19 protein-coding genes, 1 other RNA gene and 2 pseudogenes are annotated in these 23738 nt (G+C 38.5%); 16 read left to right on the top strand and 6 right to left on the bottom strand.

The window, feature by feature from the left end; all coding sequences use genetic code 11:
• The 7 genes and pseudogenes from F948_RS16425 to F948_RS09550 all read left to right on the top strand — a co-directional run.
• Positions 1–206: pseudogene (locus F948_RS16425) on the top strand (IS701 family transposase); the annotation flags it as partial.
• Between the two features lie 84 nt (positions 207–290).
• Positions 291–4079, top strand: a complete 3789-nt coding sequence (locus F948_RS09575; RefSeq protein WP_004963133.1) for a DUF4132 domain-containing protein — start codon at positions 291–293, stop codon at positions 4077–4079.
• Between the two features lie 12 nt (positions 4080–4091).
• The gene (locus tag F948_RS09570; RefSeq protein WP_004963130.1) at positions 4092–5183 is read left to right on the top strand and encodes an ATP-binding protein; all 1092 of its coding nucleotides are present in this window, start codon (positions 4092–4094) and stop codon (positions 5181–5183) included.
• 256 nt (positions 5184–5439) lie between these two features.
• Positions 5440–7935, top strand: coding sequence for a DUF5682 family protein (locus F948_RS09565; RefSeq protein ID WP_004963126.1), 2496 nt, complete (start codon positions 5440–5442; stop codon positions 7933–7935).
• Positions 7935–9071: a VWA domain-containing protein gene (locus F948_RS09560; protein WP_004963122.1), complete on the top strand. Its 1137-nt coding sequence runs from the start codon at positions 7935–7937 to the stop codon at positions 9069–9071. The genes F948_RS09565 and F948_RS09560 overlap by 1 nt, the downstream gene beginning before the upstream one ends.
• Entirely contained in the window at positions 9068–11200 is a 2133-nt protein-coding gene (locus tag F948_RS09555) for an SWIM zinc finger family protein (RefSeq protein ID WP_004963116.1), read from the top strand. Before F948_RS09560 ends, F948_RS09555 begins: the two co-directional genes overlap by 4 nt.
• A 372-nt stretch (positions 11201–11572) precedes the next feature.
• Positions 11573–12760, top strand: a pseudogene (locus F948_RS09550) (putative solute-binding protein).
• Between the two features lie 171 nt (positions 12761–12931).
• Here F948_RS09550 and ssrS read toward each other — a convergent pair.
• The 3 genes from ssrS to F948_RS09540 all read right to left on the bottom strand — a co-directional run bounded on the left by ssrS (position 12932) and on the right by F948_RS09540 (position 14048).
• Positions 12932–13113, bottom strand: a non-coding RNA gene (gene ssrS, locus F948_RS16070) — 6S RNA.
• A 90-nt stretch (positions 13114–13203) separates the two neighbouring features.
• Entirely contained in the window at positions 13204–13491 is a 288-nt protein-coding gene (locus F948_RS09545) for a cell division protein ZapA (RefSeq protein WP_004912439.1), read from the bottom strand.
• A 2-nt stretch (positions 13492–13493) separates the two neighbouring features.
• Positions 13494–14048, bottom strand: a complete 555-nt coding sequence (locus F948_RS09540) for a hypothetical protein (protein ID WP_004963109.1) — start codon at positions 14046–14048, stop codon at positions 13494–13496.
• 65 nt (positions 14049–14113) lie between these two features.
• On the opposite strand from F948_RS09540, the gene F948_RS09535 reads away from it, so the two are divergent.
• The 5 genes from F948_RS09535 (at position 14114) to F948_RS09515 (ending at position 19161) form a co-directional block, all read left to right on the top strand.
• On the top strand, positions 14114–14746 hold the full coding sequence (locus F948_RS09535) for a UPF0149 family protein (protein WP_004912433.1): 633 nt from the start codon (positions 14114–14116) through the stop codon (positions 14744–14746).
• A gap of 67 nt (positions 14747–14813) precedes the next feature.
• Complete coding sequence (gene pepP, locus F948_RS09530; RefSeq protein WP_004963105.1) at positions 14814–16130, top strand: Xaa-Pro aminopeptidase; 1317 nt, start codon at positions 14814–14816, stop codon at positions 16128–16130.
• Positions 16131–16298: 168 nt separating this feature from the next.
• The gene (gene ubiH / locus F948_RS09525; RefSeq protein WP_004963104.1) at positions 16299–17510 is read left to right on the top strand and encodes a 2-octaprenyl-6-methoxyphenyl hydroxylase; all 1212 of its coding nucleotides are present in this window, start codon (positions 16299–16301) and stop codon (positions 17508–17510) included.
• Positions 17507–18739 (top strand): FAD-dependent monooxygenase, encoded by a 1233-nt coding sequence (locus F948_RS09520; protein ID WP_004963101.1) that lies wholly within the window; start codon positions 17507–17509, stop codon positions 18737–18739. Before ubiH ends, F948_RS09520 begins: the two co-directional genes overlap by 4 nt.
• A gap of 173 nt (positions 18740–18912) precedes the next feature.
• A complete protein-coding gene (locus F948_RS09515) occupies positions 18913–19161 on the top strand; it encodes a hypothetical protein (protein ID WP_004963100.1) in 249 nt (82 codons plus the stop codon).
• Positions 19162–19182: 21 nt separating this feature from the next.
• On the opposite strand, the gene F948_RS09510 is transcribed toward F948_RS09515, so the two are convergent.
• Positions 19183–19632: a MerR family transcriptional regulator gene (locus F948_RS09510; RefSeq protein WP_026057421.1), complete on the bottom strand. Its 450-nt coding sequence runs from the start codon at positions 19630–19632 to the stop codon at positions 19183–19185.
• A gap of 61 nt (positions 19633–19693) precedes the next feature.
• Here F948_RS09510 and F948_RS09505 point away from each other — a divergent pair, with 61 nt between their 5' ends.
• On the top strand, positions 19694–20335 hold the full coding sequence (locus F948_RS09505; protein WP_004963096.1) for a cation efflux transmembrane domain-containing protein: 642 nt from the start codon (positions 19694–19696) through the stop codon (positions 20333–20335).
• A gap of 14 nt (positions 20336–20349) precedes the next feature.
• Here F948_RS09505 and F948_RS09500 read toward each other — a convergent pair whose 3' ends face one another.
• Both F948_RS09500 and rsmI read right to left on the bottom strand, forming a co-directional pair.
• Entirely contained in the window at positions 20350–20724 is a 375-nt protein-coding gene (locus tag F948_RS09500) for a hypothetical protein (protein ID WP_004912413.1), read from the bottom strand.
• A gap of 20 nt (positions 20725–20744) precedes the next feature.
• On the bottom strand, positions 20745–21587 hold the full coding sequence (gene rsmI / locus F948_RS09495; protein ID WP_004963095.1) for a 16S rRNA (cytidine(1402)-2'-O)-methyltransferase: 843 nt from the start codon (positions 21585–21587) through the stop codon (positions 20745–20747).
• Between the two features lie 16 nt (positions 21588–21603).
• Here rsmI and F948_RS09490 point away from each other — a divergent pair, with 16 nt between their 5' ends.
• The 3 genes from F948_RS09490 (at position 21604) to F948_RS09480 (ending at position 23736) form a co-directional block, all read left to right on the top strand.
• Positions 21604–22539, top strand: a complete 936-nt coding sequence (locus F948_RS09490) for a penicillin-binding protein activator (protein ID WP_004963093.1) — start codon at positions 21604–21606, stop codon at positions 22537–22539.
• A 12-nt stretch (positions 22540–22551) separates the two neighbouring features.
• Complete coding sequence (locus tag F948_RS09485; RefSeq protein ID WP_004955268.1) at positions 22552–22956, top strand: YraN family protein; 405 nt, start codon at positions 22552–22554, stop codon at positions 22954–22956.
• Between the two features lie 69 nt (positions 22957–23025).
• Positions 23026–23736, top strand: a complete 711-nt coding sequence (locus F948_RS09480; protein ID WP_004963090.1) for a BON domain-containing protein — start codon at positions 23026–23028, stop codon at positions 23734–23736.
• Positions 23737–23738: the final 2 nt, after the last annotated feature.

Raw genomic sequence — 23738 nt, 5'->3', positions numbered from 1 at the left:
TTCAAGTAAGACGATCTAAACTGATTTTGAATCATATTTTTTCAGCCTTGATGGCCTACGTTGAGATACAAAAGAACCAGTTTGAGCGGATCTTTGAAAATATATATCGTTGGCAGAAGAAATTATTTAGGCCAATGATCAAAAACTTCATTGATGACTTTATTCTCGATAAAAATCATCTGCTACCACAGAGAATCTATAAATAATAGTGCGTAAGTCCTACTTATATTGATTTTTAAACCAAAAAATCAAAAGTAATTAAAAAATTGGGGAAAATAAGAGGTTATTTTATGTTTGAAAGTATTAAGAATAAAGTCGCTGAATTAATCAATCCACAGAGTCAAAACTCACTAGATTCAGAAAGTTTGGCGTTACTCACTAGCATTGTTGAACCTTTATCTGAAGTAGAGGCAACGTTACCAAATCAAGTTTTAAACTTTATCGTGAATGGTCAAAAACCAGAGGTTTTATTGACATTACAGCAGCAAGCGACAGATAAAGTATGCGCCTTACTAGGTAGCCCTGGAACTTATGGATGGTATTGGCCATCAACTGAGCTTACTAAAGCACAAGAAAAACTATGTAAAGCCTCACAAAATGCGCGCTATAAACTATATATCAATATCTTTTCAAAACTGAGTAGTGATCAGATTATTCGCTATGGAAAATTCTTAGAAGCCGCAACTCAGCAACGTAATTATTCTCAACTTTCTAAACAAACTCCAGTTTGGTTTAGCTATGTACTGGTAGATGGATTATTAACAAGTTTTAATCATCAAAGTTTTGATGATCGTCAGAAAAAATCACATCGCGATCTTTGGTCACTTACAGCATTAAAGCAACTTTATTTATTTGAACCTGAAAATAATATTGAAGGGTTTATTACGACTTTATTTGAGCGTAATGGCGTAAATAGTTATCACTATGATCAATTAAATTTCTTGTTTAAGCTTTCGGATAGTGTCCAGTTCTTCACTGATTATGCACAAGAAATTCGTGAGACTTTACCTAAACTTTCTGCTGCAGCGCAGGGGATTTTCCTAGAGTTTATTGCTCAGCATCACGACTTATTACAACAACAAACCGAACTTATCATCATGCTTGCATTAAGTTCGAGCAAAGGTGTTCGCGAGCAAGCGACTGTTTTACTCACACATCTTGACGATGCTCAAAGCCAGCAACATTTGCAAAATTTCTTGATCAATGGCGAAAGCAAACAACGTAGTTTTGCCGCGGATTTGCTAGCACGTTTAGGAGAGCAAAATCGGGAAATCTTGCAGCAAGCAGCAGAAAATGAAAAATTAAAATCAGTTCAGGCAAATATCCTTTCTGCTTTGCAACGACTCGAATCTTTGGGTCAAGTGGTCGAGCTTGAATATACCTTACCTGATATTGAAGTGATTGAGGTTCAAGACATTCCTGAAAGTTTTGCTCAGGTTCTACAGGATAATTACTTGGCAGTAAAAGAAAAATATCGTCAAGCTGCAGAACAGGAAGTTGAAGATAATAAAGCTGTTGAGAAAGGTGGATACAAAAGCCATTGGAGACAGAATAACTACCGAGACTTCTGCAAATCATATGACAAAGTTGAAAATGTTGGGCAATTAATTCTTGGTCATCTAAATGGTCAAAAAAACTATCGTTCCTATATTGAAGAAATTGCCAATTATCAAAAAAAGTTACAGCAGTTACCTGAGTTTAGTTTGATTCATGCAGCGCGTTTGGTGCTAGGGAATCGAAACAATGATTGGATCAACTGGTATCAGTTTTTCCAGTTTTTAGAGACTAAGAGTTGGGAAACAATTGAGTTACGTCAGTTAGACCAAGTTTTGCAACAAGTCGGTATTTCAGAAGAGAGTAGTAAACGTTGTATTGCAAATGAATACCTAGAAAACTATAGCGGTGATGAACTAAATACTCGAATTGCTGATGATGAAAAAGTCATTCCTTTTTTTATTGAGAACATTGATTTAATTGCAGAAGCTTTGGGATTACTACCAAGTAAAAATCAAAATTCATGGCGCTATTATGATCCAATCAAGGCATTAGCTCTATTACAACGTTTTCCACAAGTACCTAAACAGTTTATTCCTCGATTACTTGAGTTTGCTTTGGGGGATGGAAAACGTTTACGTTTTGACGCTCAGGAAGTATTAAAAAAACTCCCTGATATTCATTTAAGAGCGATTGAAGCTTTAGAAAATGGTAAACAAGAAATTCGTATTACAGCAGTCGAATGGTTAGCGCGTTTACAACATCCCTCTGCGGTCACAGCGCTTTATGATTTATTAAAAAAAGAGAAAAAAGAAGTTGTTATTGCTGCAATTCTGACGGCTTTAGAGCAGTTAGGTGAGGATATTAATATTTATCTTTCGCCAAAAGCATTGCTCAAAGATGCTGAAAAGGGTTTAAAAGCTAAGATTGCTAGTAGTTTTACTTGGTTTGATTTACAGCATTTACCTCAAGCGCAGTGGCAAGATGGTACAACAGTTGATCCTCAAATTATTCAATGGTGGGTCGTTTTAGCAGACAAATTGAAAGACCCTGTGCCCAATGCACTGTTACAGCGTTATATGGGACTGTTAAATGATAAAAGCCAACAAACGCTTGCATTGTATTTACTGCAAAGCTTTATATATCAAGATACTCGTAATCCAACTTTAGAAGAGGCGATAGAGGTTGCAACGAAAGAAGCACCGAGTCGTTTAGCATCTTATCAAGATTCATTTAAACGCTGGGGACAAAAGTACCCGGAATATTATGGACGTTATGAACACATCACACTGGAAGAAGTGGTTGAAGAAATTAAACGTGAGCGTTTAGCAATTTATTTAGGTTCTGCAATTAAAAGTAAAGGAATGTTGGCACTGACTTTTAAAACGCAAGGTAGTGTTGCGGTGAAATTATTGCAAGATTATATGAAGCTACATTACCAACGTCGTGCACAAATCGAAGCGATGTTGAGTAGTTTTTCAATCAGTGATGATCCATTGATTATTCAATTACTTCTGAGTTTGTCACGTCGTTACCGCACAGCATCTGTTCAGAATCTAGCGAAACAATTGGTTGAGCAAATTGCAGAGCGCAATCAATGGAGTAGTGATGAATTGGCAGATCGCACAATTCCGACCGCAGGCTTAGACGATGTAGGTGTGCTGAGTTTAGAGTACGGTTCTCGAGTCTTAACTGCCTATGTAGACGATAAAGATAAGTTCGTACTTAAAAATGAAGATGGAAAAATAATTAAAGCCTTGCCTGCTGCACGACAAGGTGATGACGAAGGCTTAATTAAAGAAGCTAAATCATTATTCAGCAGTAGTAAGAAAGAATTTAAACAAGTGATTGATCTACAAACACAACGCTTATATGAAGCGATGTGTAGTGAGCGAGCTTGGAGCAGTACGGATTGGCAAGAATACCTGTTTGCACACCCAATTATGAAACGTTTGATTCAACGTTTAGTTTGGTTGGAGCTTTCTTCAGAAGGTATTATTTTACAAAGTTTCCGTCCTAGTGATGACGGCAGTTTATTAAATCTTGAAGATGATGAAATTGAATTAGCACAAGATAGCCAAATCAAAGTTGCACATGGTGTTTTGATCAGTGCTGAAGATGCAGAAGCATGGCAAGCACATTTTAAAGATTATAAAGTGAAGTTCCTATTTGAGCAGATGACACACCAGCTTCCTGTTTTTGAAGCACATGCGGAAATCATTGAGGATCGTAAAGGCTGGTTAACCGATACATTTACTTTACGTGGAGTGATTACCAAGCTTGGTTATCAACGTGCTTCAATTGAAGATGGTGGTTCTTTTGATAGTTACTTTAAACCATTTAGCCAAATTGGTTTATCTGCGGTGATTCGTTTTAGTGGCAGTTATGTGCCTGAGGAAAATCTTGCAGCTGTATTGTACGACCTCAGTTTTGAGAAAAAGAATGTACGTTCTTGGCGTGACAGTGGAATGAATTTAGCAGATGTACCGCCAGTGTTATTAGCTGAAACTTATGCTGATTATTTAAAAGTTGCTGAGGCATGTTCTGGTTTTTATCCTGAATGGCAGAAGAAAACACCTTGGTAAAATGGTAAAGATATGAATCCACAAGACATTATTAAATTAAGTGCTGAACAACGTTTTGCAGAAGAACTTGCAATAATCAGTGAACATGACCATGCGCCTAAACCACAAGGTTGGTTACGTTCACCACGTGCGGTACGCCAATTTATTCTCGGTGATGAGAAATTAGCGATTAGCCGTAAATTTTATGGTGATGATGCTTTAGTCGACAGAGCAATTGTGACTTTACTGGGTAAACAAGGTCTCATGTTAGTAGGTGAACCAGGTACAGCAAAATCTATGCTGTCCGAATTATTAGCAGCAGCGATTAGTGGTGATTCAGGATTAACCATTCAAGGAACAGCAGGCACAACTGAAGATCATCTCAAATATTCATGGAATTATGCTTTATTACTTGCTGAAGGTCCTAATGAGAAGTCTTTAGTTGCATCACCTGTTTACCAAGCGATGCAGCATGGCAAGATCATTCGTTTCGAGGAAATCACGCGTTGTCCACCTGAAATTCAGGATGTCTTAGTTTCATTAATGTCTGAAAAGACCATGATGATTCCTGAGCTTGGGGATCAAGGTCGTGTTTATGCCAAAGCAGGATTTAATATTATTGCTACCGCCAATTTAAGAGATCGCGGTGTGCATGAGATGTCATCGGCATTGAAACGTCGTTTTAATTTTGAAACTGTACGACCGATTGCTGATCCTGTTTTTGAACGTGAGCTTGTACTGACTCAGTTGAAACGCGAGTTAGGAGAGTTATCTGATCAGATTCAAATGTCTGAATCTGTGGTTGATCTACTGGTCACAGTTTTTCAAGAGTTACGCCAAGGCACAACCAAAGACGGTACCTCAATTAAAACACCTGATGCTGTGATGTCGACTGCTGAAGCGGTCAATATCGCTTATGCAGCTGCTTTAGAAGGCTATTATTTAGGTGATCAATCTTTGAGTGGTGCTGCGATTGCGCGTCAGTTGATTGGCGTGGTGTTAAAAGATAATGCTGATGATGCCAAGCGGATGCGTTTTTATATGGATAATGTTGCCCGTGAACGTGCCAAACTGGATGTAACTTGGAAGGCTTTTTTTGATGCTGGAAAAACGTTTTGGCAGTAGATTTTTTGAGTCTTAACTGAGTCGTGCCGAGTTCTCATCTTATTTGAGGATAAGCCTTCGGCTCGACCTACTTTTGTTTCGACAAAAGTAGGCAAAACCATTTGTCATTCACAGAACCTGTTGACTTCTTGCATTTAGCTAATCGAGTCGCAGAAACAACATTTGACAGATACCACGCAGGCTGTGAATGACGTTCCGAGTATCAGATGTTGTATGTAGTTTATATAAAAAGTGAAAATTTATTGAAATAAAGAATATGACGATACCACAACGCTTACAACAAGCATTACAACAGCAAAAGGCTTTGGCAGATAAGGGTATTCATTTTTTACCTATTCGCCATCATAGCCCAGCGTGTGCTTATGCTGCTTTACAATCGTTGCAGCAATTACAGCCTAAACACATATTGATTGAAGCACCACGTTCATTTAATCGTTTAATTACAGATTTACAGCATCCAGATAGTCAGCCACCACTAGCTGTACTGTGTCAAACCGAAATCATGGAAGCAAATAATAATGCTGCTGATGATGAAAAGACGGAACAGAAGCAAACGCGTACTGCTTATTATCCATTTTGCGATTATTCACCTGAATGGGTTGCGCTGCGATATGCGCCAGAAATTAATGCTGAGGTTGAGTTTATTGATTTAGCATGGACAAGTCAGATTGATCATGAATTAAAGACGATCACCAAACAAACTTGGCAAAGTCGAAGCTTACAGCAAGAGCGCTATTTGGCTCATAGTCAGTATTTACAAACCCTAGCACAGAAGTTGCACTGTCGAAATCATGATGAACTATGGGATCACTTATTTGAGTTAAAGCCAAAGCTGGAGATGCATGATTGGCAAAGCTTTTTCCATGAGGTGCTCGTTTGGTGTGCTATGTCTCGTTTAGATTACGAGGATAGTGTTTTAGAAGCCGATGCTTCTTTAATCCGAGAACAATGCATGCTGCAAAGCATCTTAGAATGCTATGCAAATAACAAAGGTACCATTTGTATCCTCACTGGTGGTTTTCACACCTTGGCCTTAATTGAGCAATTGGCAGCACATTTACTGGTTGAGAAACCTAAGAAAATTAAAAAAATGAAGTCAGCCGATCAAGATGACCAAGCATGGTTGATTCGTTATAGTTTTGATCGTCTTGATGCTTTAAATGGTTATGCTTCTGGTATGCCATCGCCTGCATTTTATCAACGTTGCTGGCAACATATGATGGAGAAATCCTTTGATGATGCTGAACAGCGACAAGCCTTAATCGTTGAGTTACTGTCTGATTTTTCTAAGCAATTACGCGAACAGCAGATTTTGGAAAGTAGTTTTATTACGGTTAAAAATGCGACTGAACAGGCGATTAGATTAGCGACTTTAAGAGGACATCATTTAATTAGTCGTTTTGATTTGATTGATGCCTGTCAAAGTAGTTTTGTCAAAGGCAGTTTAGATGAGGGACAACAAGCATTTCAAAGCCTATTGAAGCAAATTCTGGGTGGTGCACGTCTAGGACAAGTGGTGCAATCCACACAGACCCCACCATTGTTAGCTCAAGTCTATGACTTAGCAAAAGTTCATCGTTTTAAATTGGATGAAACGACGACCAAACGCGCAAAACTGGATGTTTTTCGTAATCAAAAACATCGTTTGCGCAGTCGTTTTCTACATTTACTTGATTTCTTGCAAGTGGGATTTGCCAAATCGGTGAGTGGTCCAGATTTCCTAGGTGGTGGACGCTTACATTTATTATTTGAAGAATGGGATTATGCATGGACACCACATGTTGAAGCTCAGTTGATTGAATTATCAGAATTAGGAGGTGAGTTAAATACTGTTGCAATACAAAAACTCTTGCATATCAAACAGACTTTTTCTCAAACAGGACAAGGAAGGTCATCACATCTTGCAGTACAGCTTTTAATTCGAGCAGCATTGATGGGATTACACAAACAAATTCCAATTCTGTTTGTTGAAGTTCAACAATTCTTACCAACTGATCCTGATTTGGATTCGGTGATTCAATGTGGACAAAAATTATTAAATTTATGGACAGGCAAAGATTTCTTAGCTTTTCAGAAACAACCTGAACTTAAAGCACTGATGCAGCAAGTCATTCCCACAGCATTATTTTTACTGTCTCAGTTGGCAACGCCACCAGCAGACCAACAACAGCAAATTCTTAATCAAGTTTTGCAATTACGCAATTTGTCTAAGCAGATAAATCGTGTACTAGGTGGTGAGCTAAATTTCCTAGCACAATTTTATAATGCTTTGGCACGATTAAATACGGACTGGCAAAAGCTAGATGTGTTAGCGGGTGCGGTTGACGCCTTACGTTTTATTGATGGTGATTTGACTGAACAGGATTTACAACAATCAGTTCAGCGACATTTTGGTTTAGGTGCTAACCCTGAACATGCAGTTGCTTATCTATCTGGAATGATGCAAAGCGCACCTGAATTATTATTGCGTTATCCTGCAATGGCACAACTACTGAATCAACTGTTATTAAAATGGGATGAGGCTGCCTTTGTGGCGATTCTACCTGATTTACGCCAAGCATTTACTCATTTTAAACCGAAGGAAACAGCGGCTTTTGCTGAGCAGATTGCGCAGCTGAATGATGTTTCAAGTTTGGATATCTCTCGATATATCAGTGAGGTTTCACAAGCTGAAATGCTACAAGGTGTTCAATTAAATCAACAACTACAAGAATTTTTGATCGAGCGAAATTTACAAGGTTGGTTAGTATAATGAATGATTCAAACTCTAATAACCTTACAGCACGTTGGCGGTTGATTCTGGGTCGCTATAGTGATCGAGCTTTGGATCAAGTACAGCTTGATGCAGAACAATTACGTTTGGAACGTACTCTCGATTATTTATACAACCGTGAGTATGAACAACGTGGTCATGTTGCAGGGGAGTCTCGTCATGGCTCATTAGATGACTCACAGCTCACTGCAATTAATTGGCTCAATCAAGCGCGAAAATTATTTCCGCAAAGTACCTTTGAACGTATTCAAACTCAAGCAGTTGAACGCTACCAATTAGATGCATTACTCAAAGATCCGCAAAGCTTAAAAAGTTTAGAGCCTACACCTCAGCTTGCTAAAGCATTATTGACGATGCGTGGGCGAATGAATGCGCAAACTCGAGATGCTGTCCGAGAGATTATTCAAACTGTAGTAGAGCAAATCGTTGCACGATTAAAACCTAACTTTATCAATGCGATTCATGGTCGACGCAATCGTTTTCGCCGTTCTTTGATTGCGAATAGTCAGAACTTTGACTGGCGACGTACGATTCGGGAAAATTTAAAACACTATAACGCTGATTTAAATAAGCTCATTATTCAACAACCATTCTTCAATGCGCGGGTACAACGTCATTTACCTTGGACTGTCGTGTTGTGCGTGGACCAAAGTGGTTCAATGATGAACTCTGTCATGTACAGTGCGATTTGTGCCAGCATTCTCGCTAGTTTACCTGCTGTAAAAGTACATCTCGTATTATTTGATACCAATATTGTTGATTTATCTCATATGGCACATGACCCCGTTGAAGTGCTATTGACTGTTCAGCTTGGTGGTGGGACAGACATTGCCAAAGCGGTGAATTATTGCGAACGTTTTATCACACAACCAAATCGCACGATTTTTACGTTAATCAGTGATTTTGAAGAAGGTGGTTCTGTAGCACATTTACTCAATGCGATTAGTCGCTTGCAAAGTCAACACGTAAAGTTATTGGGCTTAGCTGCTTTAGATGAACAAGCTAACCCGGTCTATGATATTCAAATGGCACAGAAGCTGAATGAGAGGGGCATGTCTGTTGCAGCGCTAACCCCTGAACATTTTGCTGAATGGATGGCAGAGGTGATGCAATGAGCTGGCAACACCAATATTTGGCTTATGATCAAGACAGTCTTGCTACTTATGCAAATACTGGTTTGGTTCGCCGTGCCTTAAAAGATATTGAGGCAGGAAAGGTTATTTTACAAACGGAGCAATCTGAACACATCACCATTGAGAGTGATGGTCAACAGGTTGGTTTATCATCGGCAGGTTTAGTCAATGCATCATGTAGTTGCCCTGCAACAGGTGCTTGTAAGCACATTGTCGCAGCCGTTTTATATCTGCAACAACATTTACAAAATTCAGTTCAGCAACCAATCGAAAATCTAACAACAGACTCAGCTGCAGAGATTCAAAGTACGACTGTTGAATTGGTTGAACAACTTGAAAATAATTTCCAACCCAATCTGATCGAAGAAATATTGAGAGTTGATCTCAACCAAATCGCAAAGAAAATAGGTAAAGCTCAAACTCAAAAAGCCATCAAACTCGCTCGTCTTTGGCAAAAAGAACAACAAACAGAATTATTTGAAGAAGAATACAGTTTAAAAATTCGTATCAAGAGTCTAGCTGAAGACATTATTTATGTTGCGGGGGCGGGCTTGGCTGGAATGCTGTCCAATTTAGAAAAGGATCAGTCTGCATATTATCTAGCTGCTTTAAGTGAAGTACAGCGACTTCAAGGAAAATTCTGGACTAAGTTGGAACTCAATGAGACAGAGAATCCCGCGGTTCTGAGTGAGAGTGAAGGTCAATTTATTATTGAATTAAAAGATGATCTTGCTCAGTTGATTGAGTTTGGTTTATCGCATGTAAATGAAATGACTGCACGACAATTACATCTACTGAATATGTCTGCTAGAAGTGAGTCATTACCTCGTTTGGCTGCAATGTTAAGGCAACTGAGCGGTCAGGTTGCTCGACTTTTAAATCGTGACGAACATAGTTCTGAACACGAAACATTATTATATTTAGCTCAAATCAATGCGTATCTTTACCAGTTAGAACATGCTGAGGGTGAGGCTTTAGTTCGCTTAAGAGGTAAATCACGTCGTCAATATGAAGTAGATCAAGAACAAATAGATTTAGAACTTTTACCTTTAGGCGCACGTTGGTGGCGAACATTGGGTGGTGCTAGAGGAATCACTTTATATTTCTCAGAGCAAGAAAACCCTCAAATTTTTGAGGTGACACTAGCGCGTACTGAAAATAATGACCCGAACTTTAATCGTTACAATGCATGGTCTCAGCAAAGCATTTGGATGATGACAGCTCAACAACTCATGCAAAAAAAAGTACGATTACAACAGCCACGATTTTCTGAGGATGATCGTTTATCTGCTTCAGGACAAAGTCGAGCCTTACCACTTAATAGCTTAAAAGATCTTCAGGATTTTAGTATTTATCAACACATCGGATTTGATAATTGGCACAAACTACAGCAACGTTGGCAGCAACAATTACAAAGTATCGAAGGTGTTGATCAAACAGTCATGCTTAATATTTCTAGCTATGACAATCCTCAAGTTGATGAAGTTGAGCAATGTTTATGGTGGACGGTCTATGATCAGAATCAATCAGCGATACATTTACGTTTAGATTGGAAAACGTCAGAAATAGAAAAAATTCGTCAGCTCGAACACTTGTGTAATCAAAAAACTCAAATCAACTCTGTTTTTGTATATTGCCAGATTAAAGGACATACCTTGGTGTTATCACCAATTAGTTTATTGATCACGCAAAATGAAAAAACTCGCTTATTTAACCTAGATTTTGATCAATTCACTGAATCAAAAAAGACTTTGAAAGAAAGTATCGTTGGACGGATTGAACAACTCTTAATGATGAAACAACAACAGAGAGCAAAATTTTCATCTATTCAAATGAGTTTAAGTCAAAAAGTGTGTGAACCAATTTTTGATGTATTACTTAGTCTGAGTTGCTCAGGACGTATGATGCTGAGTTCATCACAGATCGAAACATTGCAACAACAACGTCAGTTGGCATTAGATGCAGGAATGAACATACTTGCAAAGCAAATCACATCACTTTTAGTCGAGTCTAAAATCAATGTTGAGTCAATTTTACGGCTTATTTATCTCTGTGATTTAATTCTACGAATGCAAGTGGAGTTACCAATTCAACTGAATCAAAACTTGTAATATGTTTGATATTTGATTTTTAGTTAAACAAAACTCGTTGGATTAATTCTAGATTTTTCATACTTTATGATGTTTCGAAAAGTCGATTTGGGGTTTTACTAAGGTATAGAAGCTGGTTTTAGATTGTTTTAGTCGGATAAATATTGTCTCTCGTATTCTATAAACTTCGATAAAATATAGACTATTATCAAATAACGAGAGTTTTTATACTTTTCTTGACTGAATTGACATCATCTAAGTAAAAGCAGTCAATTCTATTTTGATTTAATGACCTTAACTTGAATAAAAACTATTGGGAAATAGCTAAAAATGGACCGTTTAATCCATAAAAATAAGTGCAGGATGTCAATTAAATCAATTCTTATCTCAGGAATGTTGGTCTCGTCATTCACCATGATGAGTCCAACCTACGCTGCTCCTGAAGGGAAGTTAGATCTAACACTTTCAACTCATTCGCAGAATAAAGTTAAAAAACTGCTCAATGACCCTAAAACTTGGCAGTAGATTCCTAAACAGGTCACTTTATGTGTGTATTCGCCGAATGGTGAGCATAGTGAAGCATTTGAACAAGCAACTAGCTATATCACTGAAATTCCAAGAATGGTAAACGTCGCCAAGCAGTTTGGTGTCAATATGAAAGTTGCTCGTCCTTCGCATTTACAATTTAAACTGGATTTTGATTATCCTAAACTTAAAAAAACAGCATCTACATTGGTGAATCTAAAGGTTTATACCAATGAAGCTGTCTTAACCGAAGATTTCCGCAGTAAACGCTGTGATGGCGCAGGTATTAGTAATCTACGAGCGAAACAATTTAATAAATTTGTTGGAAGTATTGATGCAATTGGTGCACTACAAACATACAAACAATTGAGTGCAGTGATCCAAGTTTTGGCAAATCCAAAATTTGATGAAAAGATGGTGAACAAAGACTATGAGGTTGTCGGGGTAGTACCATTAGGTGCTGCTTATATTATGGTCAACGATCGAAATATTAATACTCTAGCTAAAGCTGCAGGTAAAAAGATTGCTGTATTCCAATTTGATGAAACCCAAAAGAAATTAGTTCAAAATGTAGGTGCTCAACCTATTTCGGTAGATTTAGTGAGTGTCGGTGGTAAATTCAACAATAAAGAAGTCGATATTATGGCTGGACCTGCGATATTGTTTGAACCACTAGAGTTACATAAAGGGATGAGTGATAAGTCTGGCAAAGTTGTTGGTGGGATTATTAAGTTCCCTGTCATTCAAGTGACAGGCACATTGATCATGCATCGCAATAAATTCCCAGCAGGAATGGGGTCAATTGCGCGTGAGGTGATTTCTAAACAGCTCAATCCAGCATTTGAATTTGTCGATAAATTGGAAGCTAAAATTCCAAGTAAATATTGGTTAACACTAAATGAAAGTGATAAGCCTGGTTATGTTCGTCTCATGCGTGAAGCACGTATCCAAATGACTAAAGAAGGCTATTACGATCCAGATATGATGAAGTTGCTGAAACAGGTTCGTTGTTCACAAGCGCCAAGTCACTATGAATGTGCCTTGAACGATGAATAGATCTTAAAATTTTGAACTGATAACGCCATAGTGCATATCGCATGTGCTATGGTTTTTTATTTGAAATGTACTAAAAATAAGCAGAGTTTAAGAGGTAATAAAAACAAAGAACGATTTGATTTAAAGGGGATTATAAATTGAATTTTCTTTTGGTGAGAACCATTAGAAAAGTAATGCTCCAGAGGTGCCGCTGCATGGTCGTTACCCTGAACCCGATGAGTTCAAGGTGGAGGTGACGTACACTTACTGGGTTTCCTACTCGAGGCAGGCATACACTCAAAATGTACAGGACACATCCATAAATTTAAGTATCGGCAGGGGACTAGACGTACTGGCGAACACCCTAGAGACAGTTTTAGTATAACTGATCTTTACACGATGACAATCCTTGCAGATCACATATCTGTAAAGATACTTACTAATTGATGGGGCTTTGTGCAATTTTACTCAACAGTTTGTTCGACATCTTCCAAGATGGTTTGAAGTAGGCGCTCACAGTGAGCATATTCCTGCAAAGATTTATTCAAACTAAAGACATCTTGTGCCATCTGTAAGGCAACCATAATGACTAATTTATTGTGTTCTACACGAGGAGCATTACGTCGCATATCCTGAAACTTTTGATTCAGTAGTTCAGCTGCACGCTCTAATTCTTCACGTTTGTCTTCAGTGGTATTTAAGCGAAAAGTCTGTTCAATTAAACGAAGTTCTACTGTCACTTGTTCACTCATGATCAGTTTTCCTCTTGTAGTTCAGCATTCGGGTGAGCAAGTTGCTGAATTTCTTGTGCATGATGATCTTGCGCAGTACCTAGGATGGCAAGACGTTGAATAATTGCTTCAACTTTTGATTTTGCAAGCTCATTTTTTTGCAATAAACGATCACGATCTTGCTGAAGATCTTGGATTTCTTGCTGACTATGACGTTGTTGTGCTTGGAGCTTCTCTTTAGTCACACGTAAATCATTACGCTCTGCCAAAATCTCTTGAAAGCGATTTTTTAAGTCAGTGGTGCTTTTTTCCAAGCGGCTATAGCGTTCAGCAAGTGTTGTCGCATCTTGATTCAGCTGCTTAAATTGATCTTGTAACTGAGTTAATTGTTCAGTTAAGTTATCAACTTTTTCCTGCTTTTGCGTGATGATGCTATTTTTTTGCACGATTTGTGCATGATGGTCTGTTTCAGCTAAAGCTTTAGCTTCAGTGAGCGAAGTGTTTTCGCGCTCTAAATGATGTAAACGTGTTTTTAAAACACCAATATGCGCTTGTAGACGCTGTAATTGTTCTAACATAACGAGGTCGCACAGAGTTGCAATCAAAGGTAATATATACAGCAGTATAGAGATTGGATAAACGAATGCAAGACGATATTTCAGGTTGGACGGATTGGAATGCCCATTTTGATGGGATTGAAGAGATTTCAAGTCCAAGTGAGTTACATGGATTACTCACAGGTATAGTTTGTGTCACACAAGCACCAACCAAAGACGAATGGTCACAAATTTTAAATACTTTAAATGTTCCTGCATTATCGGAAGAGGCGTTAGAAAGCTTAACTGACGAAAGCGAAGATGTTTCTCATGCCTTGTCTGACGATGAGTTAGATTATTTGCCGATGTTGCCAGATGATAGTCATCTACTTGTTGATCGAGTTCAAGCTTTGGCAGATTGGTGTGCTGGTGTGGTTCTAGGCTTTGGTTTAGCATCAGGACATATTCGTGCTGATGAACAAGAACTCATTGAACACTTACAAGATGTTGCAGCAGTAGAGTTTGAAGATTCAGATAATGATGACGAAGGTGAAGCAAGCTATGAAGAGTTATACGAGTTTGTTCGTTTAATTCCAGTGAGCTTATCGATTGGTCGCAAAAAGATTTCTGTTAGTGAAAGCTCACTCTTAAAAAACTTTCATGCCAAAAGCAGAAATCAAGAAAGCACAGCTGATCCACAAACTATTGTAGAAATGTTTACACCGCATCGTCCGAGTTAATGCGGTATTAAATCTCCCTAATAAATCCCTCTTACTTTTTAGAGGGACTTTCAAGCTGTAGGATAATATGAAACTAACTCAAGCTGATTTTAAACAACGCCGTGATCATTTAGCTCAGAAAATGGGTGCAAATAGTGTTGCTATTATTGCGACACGTGCAGAAATGTACCGCAATCGCGATGCAGACTATAAATATCGAGCTGACAGTAGTTTTTATTATTTAACTGGTTTTGCTGAACCTGAAGCAGTTGCGGTATTGGAAACCTTCGCTGAAGGTGAAACGTATCGTTATTCCTTATTTTGCCGAGAGCGTAATCGCGAAATGGAGATTTGGAATGGTTACCGTGCTGGTGTGGAAGGGGCTGTTGAAATCTATGGTGCAGATGAAGCATTTGCAATAGATTTATTGGATCAGGAAATCATTGCAAAGCTCTTAAATAAAGATCGTCTGTATTTTCGAATTGGTCATCAAGCTGAGTTTGATGCCAGAGTAAGTCAATGGATTCAAAAAGCTGATTCTCAACAACGTCGTGGATCAACCTCTCCAGCAGAGGTCATTCAGCTTGATCGACTTATAGATGAGATGCGTCTGAAAAAATCAGCGCAAGAAATCGAGCTAATGCAGATCGCATCAAATATCAGTGCAGATGCACATACACGTGCTATGCAATCAGTGAAACCAGAAATGATGGAGTATGCACTTGAAGCAGAACTCAATTATATTTTTGGTAAAAATGGTTGTGTACCAGCCTACAATAGTATTGTCGGTGGTGGAGAGAATGCGTGCATTTTGCATTACGTAGAAAACAATAAACCATTAAAAGATGGTGATTTGGTTTTAATAGATGCTGCTTGTGAATATGAATTCTATGCATCTGATATCACTCGCACTTTCCCAGTCAATGGTAAGTTCAGTCCTGAGCAAAAAGCACTTTACAATATTGTATTAGATGCACAACTAGCTGCGATTGATGCAACCCGTATCGGCAATCACTACAAATATCCACATGAAGTGGCTGTCAAGATTTTAACCCAAGGTTTGGTTGATCTTGGCTTACTTAGCGGTAATGTAAATGAGTTGGTTGAAAGTGAAGCATTCCGTCAATTCTTTATGCATGGCACTGGGCATTGGCTTGGTATGGATGTGCATGATGTGGGCGCTTATAAGCATGGCGAAGACTGGCGTGCTTATGAAGCAGGTATGGTAGTCACCGTTGAGCCTGGTTTATACGTCGCACCTGATGATGAAACAGTTGAGGCGAAATGGCGTGGTATTGGGATTCGTATCGAAGATGATATTGTAGTCACTGAAAATGGACCGTTGGTTTTGACTAAGAATGTAGTGAAAACTGTTGAAGAGATTGAGCAATTAATGGCTAGTTAAGTCTGAAATATTGATCTAAAGGCTTATTCTAGGATAAATAAGCCTTTTTTATTTGTCGAATTAAAATAAAACACAGTCCAAACAAAGTACAAATTCCAATCCCAATTTGAGTTAGAGTAAGATAGTCCCGAAACATCAAGTCATGAAAAACTGATAAGGAATAATATTATGCAGCAACAAGTCATCATTGTCGGTGGGGGTATGGTTGGACTCAGCCTTGCTTTAATGTTGGCAAAATCTAATATTGCCGTAAAGCTATTAGAAGCTGTGAAATATCCAAATTACGATGACGAAAATCTAGCTCCATATCACTCAAGTTTTGATGCTCGTAACACCGCTTTGTCACGCCGTAGCGTGCAAATTTATCAAAAGTTAGGCTTGTGGGATGCATTACAACAACATGCGACCCCAATTTTACAAGTGCATATCACAGAGCAGGGTAGCTTTGGTAAAGCACGACTAGTAGCAGAACAAGAGAAAGTAGAAAGCTTTGGGCAAGTAATTGAAAATGCGTGGTTAGGTCGAGTATTACTCACCCAAGTTCGTCAGCAGCCTCTGATTGAATTAATTGATGGGGTGCAAGTGACGTCACTGACACAAGATGCAGATGAGGTTCACATTGAAGCCATGCGTAATGGTGAATATATACACTCGCTCAAATCAAAGTTAGTGATCGCAGCAGATGGTCGTGATTCTTTCTGTCGTCAAGCAATTGGTGTGGGCGTGGATGAACATGATTATGACCAAGTTGCGATTGTCACAACGGTTCAAACCTCTAAACCTCATCAACAGGTTGGTTTTGAGCGTTTTAGCGCATTAGGACCATTGGCATTATTACCTTTACCTGGTGAATATCGTCGTTCTGTCGTTTGGCCAGTTAAAAAAGGTGCTGAAGCTGAATGGTTGGGTGAAGAAAATGATCAACACTTCTTAGATGCTCTACAAGAAACTTATGGCGATCGTGCGGGTAAATTTGAAAAAACGGGTAAACGTTTTAGTTATCCATTGTCACAAGTTCTGGCTCACAAGCAGGCGGTTGGTCGTGTAGTTCTCATGGGTAATGCAGCGCACACAATACATCCTGTTGCAGGGCAAGGCTTTAACCTTTGTTTACGTGATGCTGATGTATTGGTTCGCTATTTACTAGAGCAGTTAGCGAAGTCTGATGATATTGGTCATCCTGATAATTTATTGGCTTATGAGCAAGCACGTTTAACAGATCAGCAGCGTGTGATTAAGTTCTGTGATTCAGTGGTGCGTGGTTTTAGTAATCAAAATCCGCTTCTTAAATTAATAAGAAATACAGGATTGATTGCATTTGATGTGATTCCTGGCATTAAGCCTTTGGTTGCGAACTACGCGATGGGGCTAAAAGCATGAGTGAAATGTTAGATGTCGTCATTGTTGGTGGTGGATTAGTCGGTGGTTTAACAGCGTTGTTGCTATCACAAGGTGGCGTGCAAGCAACAGTATTGGATGCTGCACCAGTACTTGATCAAGACAAAACTTTAGCCGTGATGAATCCACGTGTGTTGGCTTTAAGTCAAGCAACGATTCATCTACTAAAGACAGTTGATGTTTGGAATGATTTAGCACGACAAATGCCATATTCAGGTATGCAAGTCTGGAATAAAAATGGTTATGGTGAAATAAATTTTGGGCATGCTTCCGAAGAGCAACCTCGTGCAGATCAAGCTTTAGGTTCAATGGTTGAGCCAAGTGTTTTGAATATTGCGATACAGCAAAAAATGTTACAGCAGCTCAAAGATTACCGTACCCAAGTAAAAGTTATTCGCATTGAGCAAATTGCAAAAGGTTGGTCGATTCAACTCGCCGATGGCACGATCCTCAAAACTAAGTTATTGATCGGTGCTGATGGTGCAAACTCATTTGTACGTGAGCAAGCTTATATTGATTTAGATATTTTAGACTACAAACAAGCTGCAATCAGTTGTGCGATTAAAACGACACAACCGAATCAATATGTCGCACGCCAAATTTTTCTACCTACTGGTCCACTTGCATTTCTACCTATGGCAAGCTTAGATCAACAAGAAAATGGCTACTGGCAATCAATTGTATGGACTCTACCTGATGATTATGCGGATGAATATTCGAAGTTATCAGATCAGGAGTTTATGCAATTACTGACACGTGAAAGTTTGCAAATGTTGGGTGAAGTGGTCGATGTAAGATCAAGAGCACAATTCCCACTTAAAGCAAGAGCAGCTCAGCGTTATATCAAATCTGGTTTAGCTTTGATTGGAGATGCTGCACATGTCATCCATCCTTTGGCAGGTCAGGGCGTAAATATCGGTTGCTTAGACGCAGCAGTTTTATGTGATGTTTTATTGCATGATTTAAAACGTGGTGTATGGGCAAATGAGCAAACTTTGCTTCGCTATGAACATCAACGTAAAGGTCAAAACGACGCTATGATGCACAGTATGTCAGCAATAGGTTGGTTAGAAAGTTCGGAGCTATTTCCCTTTGTTTGGGCAAGGAACTTTGGATTAAAGCAAGTTGAAGAATTTGAAGTACTCAAGGACCGCTTTATGCAACAAGCGAATGGATTGGGTGCATTGCAACACACACGCTACGCTTGCTAAAAAATAGTAGATATTTTTTATACAATCATTTATAAATCAGAGTGAATTTGGTCGTTAAAAGTACAATTTGTTAAACATTCTACTTTGATAAATGAGAAGAGCTTGTTACATTTCACAAAGTTCTGATGACCAAATAACGATGATGAAGATTTAGTCATTGTGGGGAGAGTAATATGACGGAAATTAATGATTACGATGAAAATACTGAAGACTCTGCTGTAGACGATGAAGAGGCGAAAGCAGCAGAAAGCGGTGCAGATAGCGAAGAAGAAACGATTGATGATGCTGATCTAGCTGAAGCTGAAACGTTAACTGTGACTGCTAAACAGAAGCAGCGTCAGGCTTTGGAAGACGAAGTGGCTGCGTTCCTCGCTCGTGGTGGCAGAATTACTGAAGTTCCTCCTGGTGAACATCACGACTGAATTTAAAGCATTTGAAAGGCATCACAATTGTGATGCTTTTTTATGTTGATGTAATGTGAGATCACATTCTAGTGGCTGATGTAATCCTTTTAAAATTCCGCATTGTTCTATCGTGCGGTGTTGAGAGCATTGTTGTTTCAGTTGAATAAAGTCTTGCTTGAGGTGCTCTAAATTTTGAATCTTTTGAGAAACTTCATTAAGGTATTGATCGATTAAGTGATCAACTTCGATACAGGTTTGGTTGGGATGAGTTGATAACTCTTTCAACTTTTGAATATCTTGCAGGGTTATGCCCAATTCGCGGCAATGTTTTAAAAATAAAAGTTCTGAAAGTATCTCTTCAGAATAATGTCGATAATTTCCTGCTGTACGTTTTGCTTTTTCAAGTAATCCAATCTTTTCATAATAACGAATGGTATCTATTGAAACACCTGACTTTTTAGATAATTGCCCAATTGTAAAATTCATTATGCTTGACTCTAGAGCTACTCAAGGGTTTTTAATCACTATAAAAGATTCTTAGAGAAAAGTCATGGCAGGATGTGGTTGTAATACAGCGTGTTCCCCAGCAAAAACAATGAGTCCTAAGTTTAGAAAGGCATTATGGATCGCATTAATTTTAAATGCGCTTATGTTTTTTGTAGAAATCATCGGAGGAGCGCATGCACAATCCGTGTCTCTATGGGCTGATGCACTAGATTTTGCAGGAGATGCTGCAAACTATGCAATTTCATTAATTGTGCTTTCAATGAGTTTGTATTGGCGAGCAACGGCAGCTTTACTGAAAGGAATCACAATGGCTGCTTTTGGTATCTTTGTGATCATTAAAGTGATTTGGTCATGGTGGATAGGTATGATACCTGAACCTATGCTAATGGGAGCTATTGGGATATTGGCATTACTGGTTAACGTATTTGTTGCCATCATGCTTTATACATTTCGAGATGGTGATGCCAATATGCGTTCCGTATGGTTGTGTAGCCGTAATGATGCGATCGCAAATATTGCGGTAATTTTCGCTGCAGCAAGTGTTTGGGGAACAGGAACCTTCTATCCAGATTTATTGGTCGCTTTTATTATTGCTTATCTCGGTGTGAGTTCAGGATTGAGCGTAATTCAACAGGCGAGATCAGAGCGAAAAATGGATCAAAGTAAGGTTATGTCAAAAGCTTAGCAACATTGAAAAAATTACTGGAGTCTCCGTGCGATATGATTTAGGTAGTATTCAATATCAATTTCTCTATAACCCAATAACTGACCGATTCTACGTTCGATTGTGGGTTGAAAACCTTTTTGTAGTAAAGACTGCTCTAGTATCGATAGCAATTCATTAAGATGAGATTTTGGAGCATTCTTATAAATTAAACAAAATGTTATAGTTTTATTCGCATGTTGAGTTGGGAAGGTCTTCATAATCTTTTTTAAATTGCCTGAATTTAAATGGGATAAGAATTCATCTGGAACTTCCTCATAAAAAAGGGCAATAGGCTTTTCACCCGAAAGTAGTAACTCAAGTTCTCTACCTTCGTGTGGGCCTAAAGTAGGTGATAAATCTATTGCCATTTTTAGTCTGTTATGATGTTTTAATTATCATTTTGTGTTAATTCCAAAGCACGCTGATATGCTATTTTCTTTTTAATACCAGTCAAATCAGCTGCCAATTGTGAAGCTGCTTTGACGGAGAGATCTTGTAGTAATCGTTTCAATAAGTCATCTAGCTTATCTTGTTCCATATCTTTTTCAGTCGTAGCACCACCAACGACAACTACGATTTCACCTTTTTCTTGATTGTGATCATTTTGGATAAACGTTACGAGTTCTTTTAATGTCATTTTTTTGATCGTTTCGAAAGTTTTGGTAATTTCGCGAGCAAAACCTACAGGTCGATCTTCACCAAAGACCTGAACCATGTCTTGGATACATGCCAAAATTCGATGAGGTGCTTCATAGAAAATTAATGTTTGTGTTTCATCTTTAAGCTTTTCAAGTTGGCTAATGCGTTGAGATGCTTTGGATGGAAGAAATCCTTCGAAACTAAAACGATCGCTAGGCAAACCAACAGCACTTAATGCTGCGATCGCTGCGCATGCACCAGGTACAGGAATAACACGTATTCCATGTTCTTGAGCAGCACGAACCAGTTTGAAACCAGGGTCACTAATTAATGGCGTTCCAGCATCACTGATTAGCGCGACGTCTTCACCATTTAACATTTTTTGGAGAAGTTGATCAATTTTGTTACTTTCATTGTGATCATGACACGCAGTTAATTGAGTTGAGATATTATAGTGTTTAAATAACTGTGCAGATTGACGAGTGTCTTCTGCCGCAACTACCGATACAGACTTTAAAATATCAATTGCACGATAGGTCATGTCATCTAAGTGCCCAATCGGGGTTGCTACAACAAATAATTGAGCACTCATAAAAGGTAACTCCCTAATGTATATAAAAAAATATTGGCTGCCACTTTTTTTTGCAGCATTTGTGAGCCCAGCTTACGCGGACATCTTGGTGATTCTACCTGAATCTGGTGCTATGGCGCGAGCGAGTGAAAACATTAAACGTGGTTTCTTGAGTGCTTATGCAGCATCTGGCAGCCAAGAAAAAATAATTTTTGCCGATTCAACTAAAAACAGTATGGATTACATCTTTAAGAAGAAGGTGAATAACAAAATTAAATTGGTCGTTGGTCCTTTGGCTAGAAATGATATTGATGCTGTCATGCAACTGGAGCCTAAGCTTCCTGTACTGGCACTAAATGATGTGAATCAACATGCTGAAAATGTGTGGCAATTTAGTTTGTCGAAACAACATGATGCAGCTGCCTTGACCCAATTATTAAAAAACGATCGCGTAAAAAAATTATGGGTTCTGCGTGAGACTGGTACTGAAGCAGCCACAGAATTATTTATGCAGGCTCTTTCGGTAGAATTTGGTTCAGAAATACAAGTTATAGACACTCTGCCTAAAAAAATCTCAAGAAAGGAAGGGTTGTTACTGCTGGGGCATCATCAATGGATTCAACAACTAGGTGAGCTACCTGAAAAAAGAGTCTATGCAACACCATTAAGTATCGAGCAAGGACAGACTATTCCTATAGGACTTAGTTTTTGTGATACGCCTGCATTGTATAATGGACAATGGGTAGATCTTATTGAAGCGTATAAAGAGCAGCCTGAAAATATGGCATTTCAACGCTTACTTGCTTTTGGTGGTGATGCATGGACAATCACTCAATATTTATTGAGTAATCAGAATCAGCAACAAACTTCATTTATGGGGCGAACTGGTGCAATAAGTTTTAAAGACAATAAAATTTTCAGACAACCAACTTGCTATCAGCAACAAGAGCACGGAATCCAAATCTTAAAATAAGAAATAAATGTCATGACAGAAAACGCAAATGAACTCGGACATTGGGCTGAGCAACAAGCATTAATCTATCTTCAACAATTTCAATATGAATGTGTCGCTCAAAATTATCATTCTCGTTATGGAGAAATCGATTTAATTGTAAAACGACAGAATGAGTTGATCTTTGTTGAGATAAAGGCACGATCGGCAGGGAGCTATGCGGAGTCATGTGAAGTGATTACACGCTCGCAACAACGGAAAATAATAAAGACAGCGCAGCAGTTTTTACAGAAAAATCCAGATTATGAGGATTTTGATTGTCGTTTTGATGTGATTTGTTTTGATTTTCCACAGAAAATTGCAAAAACAGTACAACCAGACTTTTCAAAATTGCAGTATGATCAGCAGTGGATTGAACATGCATTTACTTTAGATTGAGCATTAATTTGGTCTTTTTGAGATAAATACCTAAGATTGAACAAGTTTGTAGATAGGGAGTCTTGCCAAGTGTTAAAACGTTTAACGATTACGTTACTTTGCGCTGCAAGTTTATCAGGATGTGCGAGTTTTATTTCAGGTGGAACAGGAACTTCACCTGTCGGCACAAATAGTGGGGAACGTAGTCTCGGACAAGTATTTATTGATTCGTCTATCAAGCGTACAGCCAATATTAATTTGTATAAATTAGATCACCGTTTTAAACAGTCCCGCATCAATATTGAAAGTTTTCATAGTAATGTGTTGTTAACGGGTCAAGTACCTGATCCATATTTGAAGCAATTAGCTGAAGATAATCTTCGAGCAATGAGTGATGTCAAAGCTGTACATAACTACATTACTGTCGGTGATAAAGTTGGCTACAACACGATTATGCAAGATGCAACAGTAACCGCAAATACTCGTGGTTTACTGATGAAAGCACCTGTAGTTTCAGATAGTAAAGTGTTGGTACACACTGAAAATGGTGTTCTTTATGTCATGGGACGTCTAAATACTGCGGAAATAAGAGATTTGGATGACGTCTTACAAAAAGTTGGTAATGTGAGTAAAATTGTTACTCTGATTGATAATATTGACCAATCATCTGGAACGATGGCGAGTTCAACCACAGCAACTCCTATGGTGGGTACAGTGACGACACAACCTCTCGTTGAAACTCCAGTAGCAATTGATCCCGATCAGGCAGAACCTGCGACTTCTACACCGACTGTACCCTAATT

It is taken from the genome of Acinetobacter junii CIP 64.5, assembly GCF_000368765.1.
GTDB classification, from domain to species: Bacteria; Pseudomonadota; Gammaproteobacteria; order Pseudomonadales; family Moraxellaceae; genus Acinetobacter; species Acinetobacter junii.
This window is presented reverse-complemented; position numbering and strand designations above follow the sequence as displayed.

Bases quoted from the DNA above. Each gene is read 5' to 3' on its own strand.
- F948_RS09575 (WP_004963133.1), top strand. From the start codon at position 291: ATGTTTGAAAGTATTAAGAATAAAGTCGCTGAATTAATCAATCCACAG.
- F948_RS09570 (WP_004963130.1), top strand. From the start codon at position 4,092: ATGAATCCACAAGACATTATTAAATTAAGTGCTGAACAACGTTTTGCA.
- F948_RS09565 (WP_004963126.1), top strand. From the start codon at position 5,440: ATGACGATACCACAACGCTTACAACAAGCATTACAACAGCAAAAGGCT.
- F948_RS09560 (WP_004963122.1), top strand. From the start codon at position 7,935: ATGAATGATTCAAACTCTAATAACCTTACAGCACGTTGGCGGTTGATT.
- F948_RS09555 (WP_004963116.1), top strand. From the start codon at position 9,068: ATGAGCTGGCAACACCAATATTTGGCTTATGATCAAGACAGTCTTGCT.
- F948_RS09545 (WP_004912439.1), bottom strand. From the start codon at position 13,491: ATGAGTGAACAAGTGACAGTAGAACTTCGTTTAATTGAACAGACTTTT.
- F948_RS09540 (WP_004963109.1), bottom strand. From the start codon at position 14,048: ATGTTAGAACAATTACAGCGTCTACAAGCGCATATTGGTGTTTTAAAA.
- F948_RS09535 (WP_004912433.1), top strand. From the start codon at position 14,114: ATGCAAGACGATATTTCAGGTTGGACGGATTGGAATGCCCATTTTGAT.
- pepP (WP_004963105.1), top strand. From the start codon at position 14,814: ATGAAACTAACTCAAGCTGATTTTAAACAACGCCGTGATCATTTAGCT.
- ubiH (WP_004963104.1), top strand. From the start codon at position 16,299: ATGCAGCAACAAGTCATCATTGTCGGTGGGGGTATGGTTGGACTCAGC.
- F948_RS09520 (WP_004963101.1), top strand. From the start codon at position 17,507: ATGAGTGAAATGTTAGATGTCGTCATTGTTGGTGGTGGATTAGTCGGT.
- F948_RS09515 (WP_004963100.1), top strand. From the start codon at position 18,913: ATGACGGAAATTAATGATTACGATGAAAATACTGAAGACTCTGCTGTA.
- F948_RS09505 (WP_004963096.1), top strand. From the start codon at position 19,694: ATGGCAGGATGTGGTTGTAATACAGCGTGTTCCCCAGCAAAAACAATG.
- F948_RS09500 (WP_004912413.1), bottom strand. From the start codon at position 20,724: ATGGCAATAGATTTATCACCTACTTTAGGCCCACACGAAGGTAGAGAA.
- rsmI (WP_004963095.1), bottom strand. From the start codon at position 21,587: ATGAGTGCTCAATTATTTGTTGTAGCAACCCCGATTGGGCACTTAGAT.
- F948_RS09490 (WP_004963093.1), top strand. From the start codon at position 21,604: ATGTATATAAAAAAATATTGGCTGCCACTTTTTTTTGCAGCATTTGTG.
- F948_RS09485 (WP_004955268.1), top strand. From the start codon at position 22,552: ATGACAGAAAACGCAAATGAACTCGGACATTGGGCTGAGCAACAAGCA.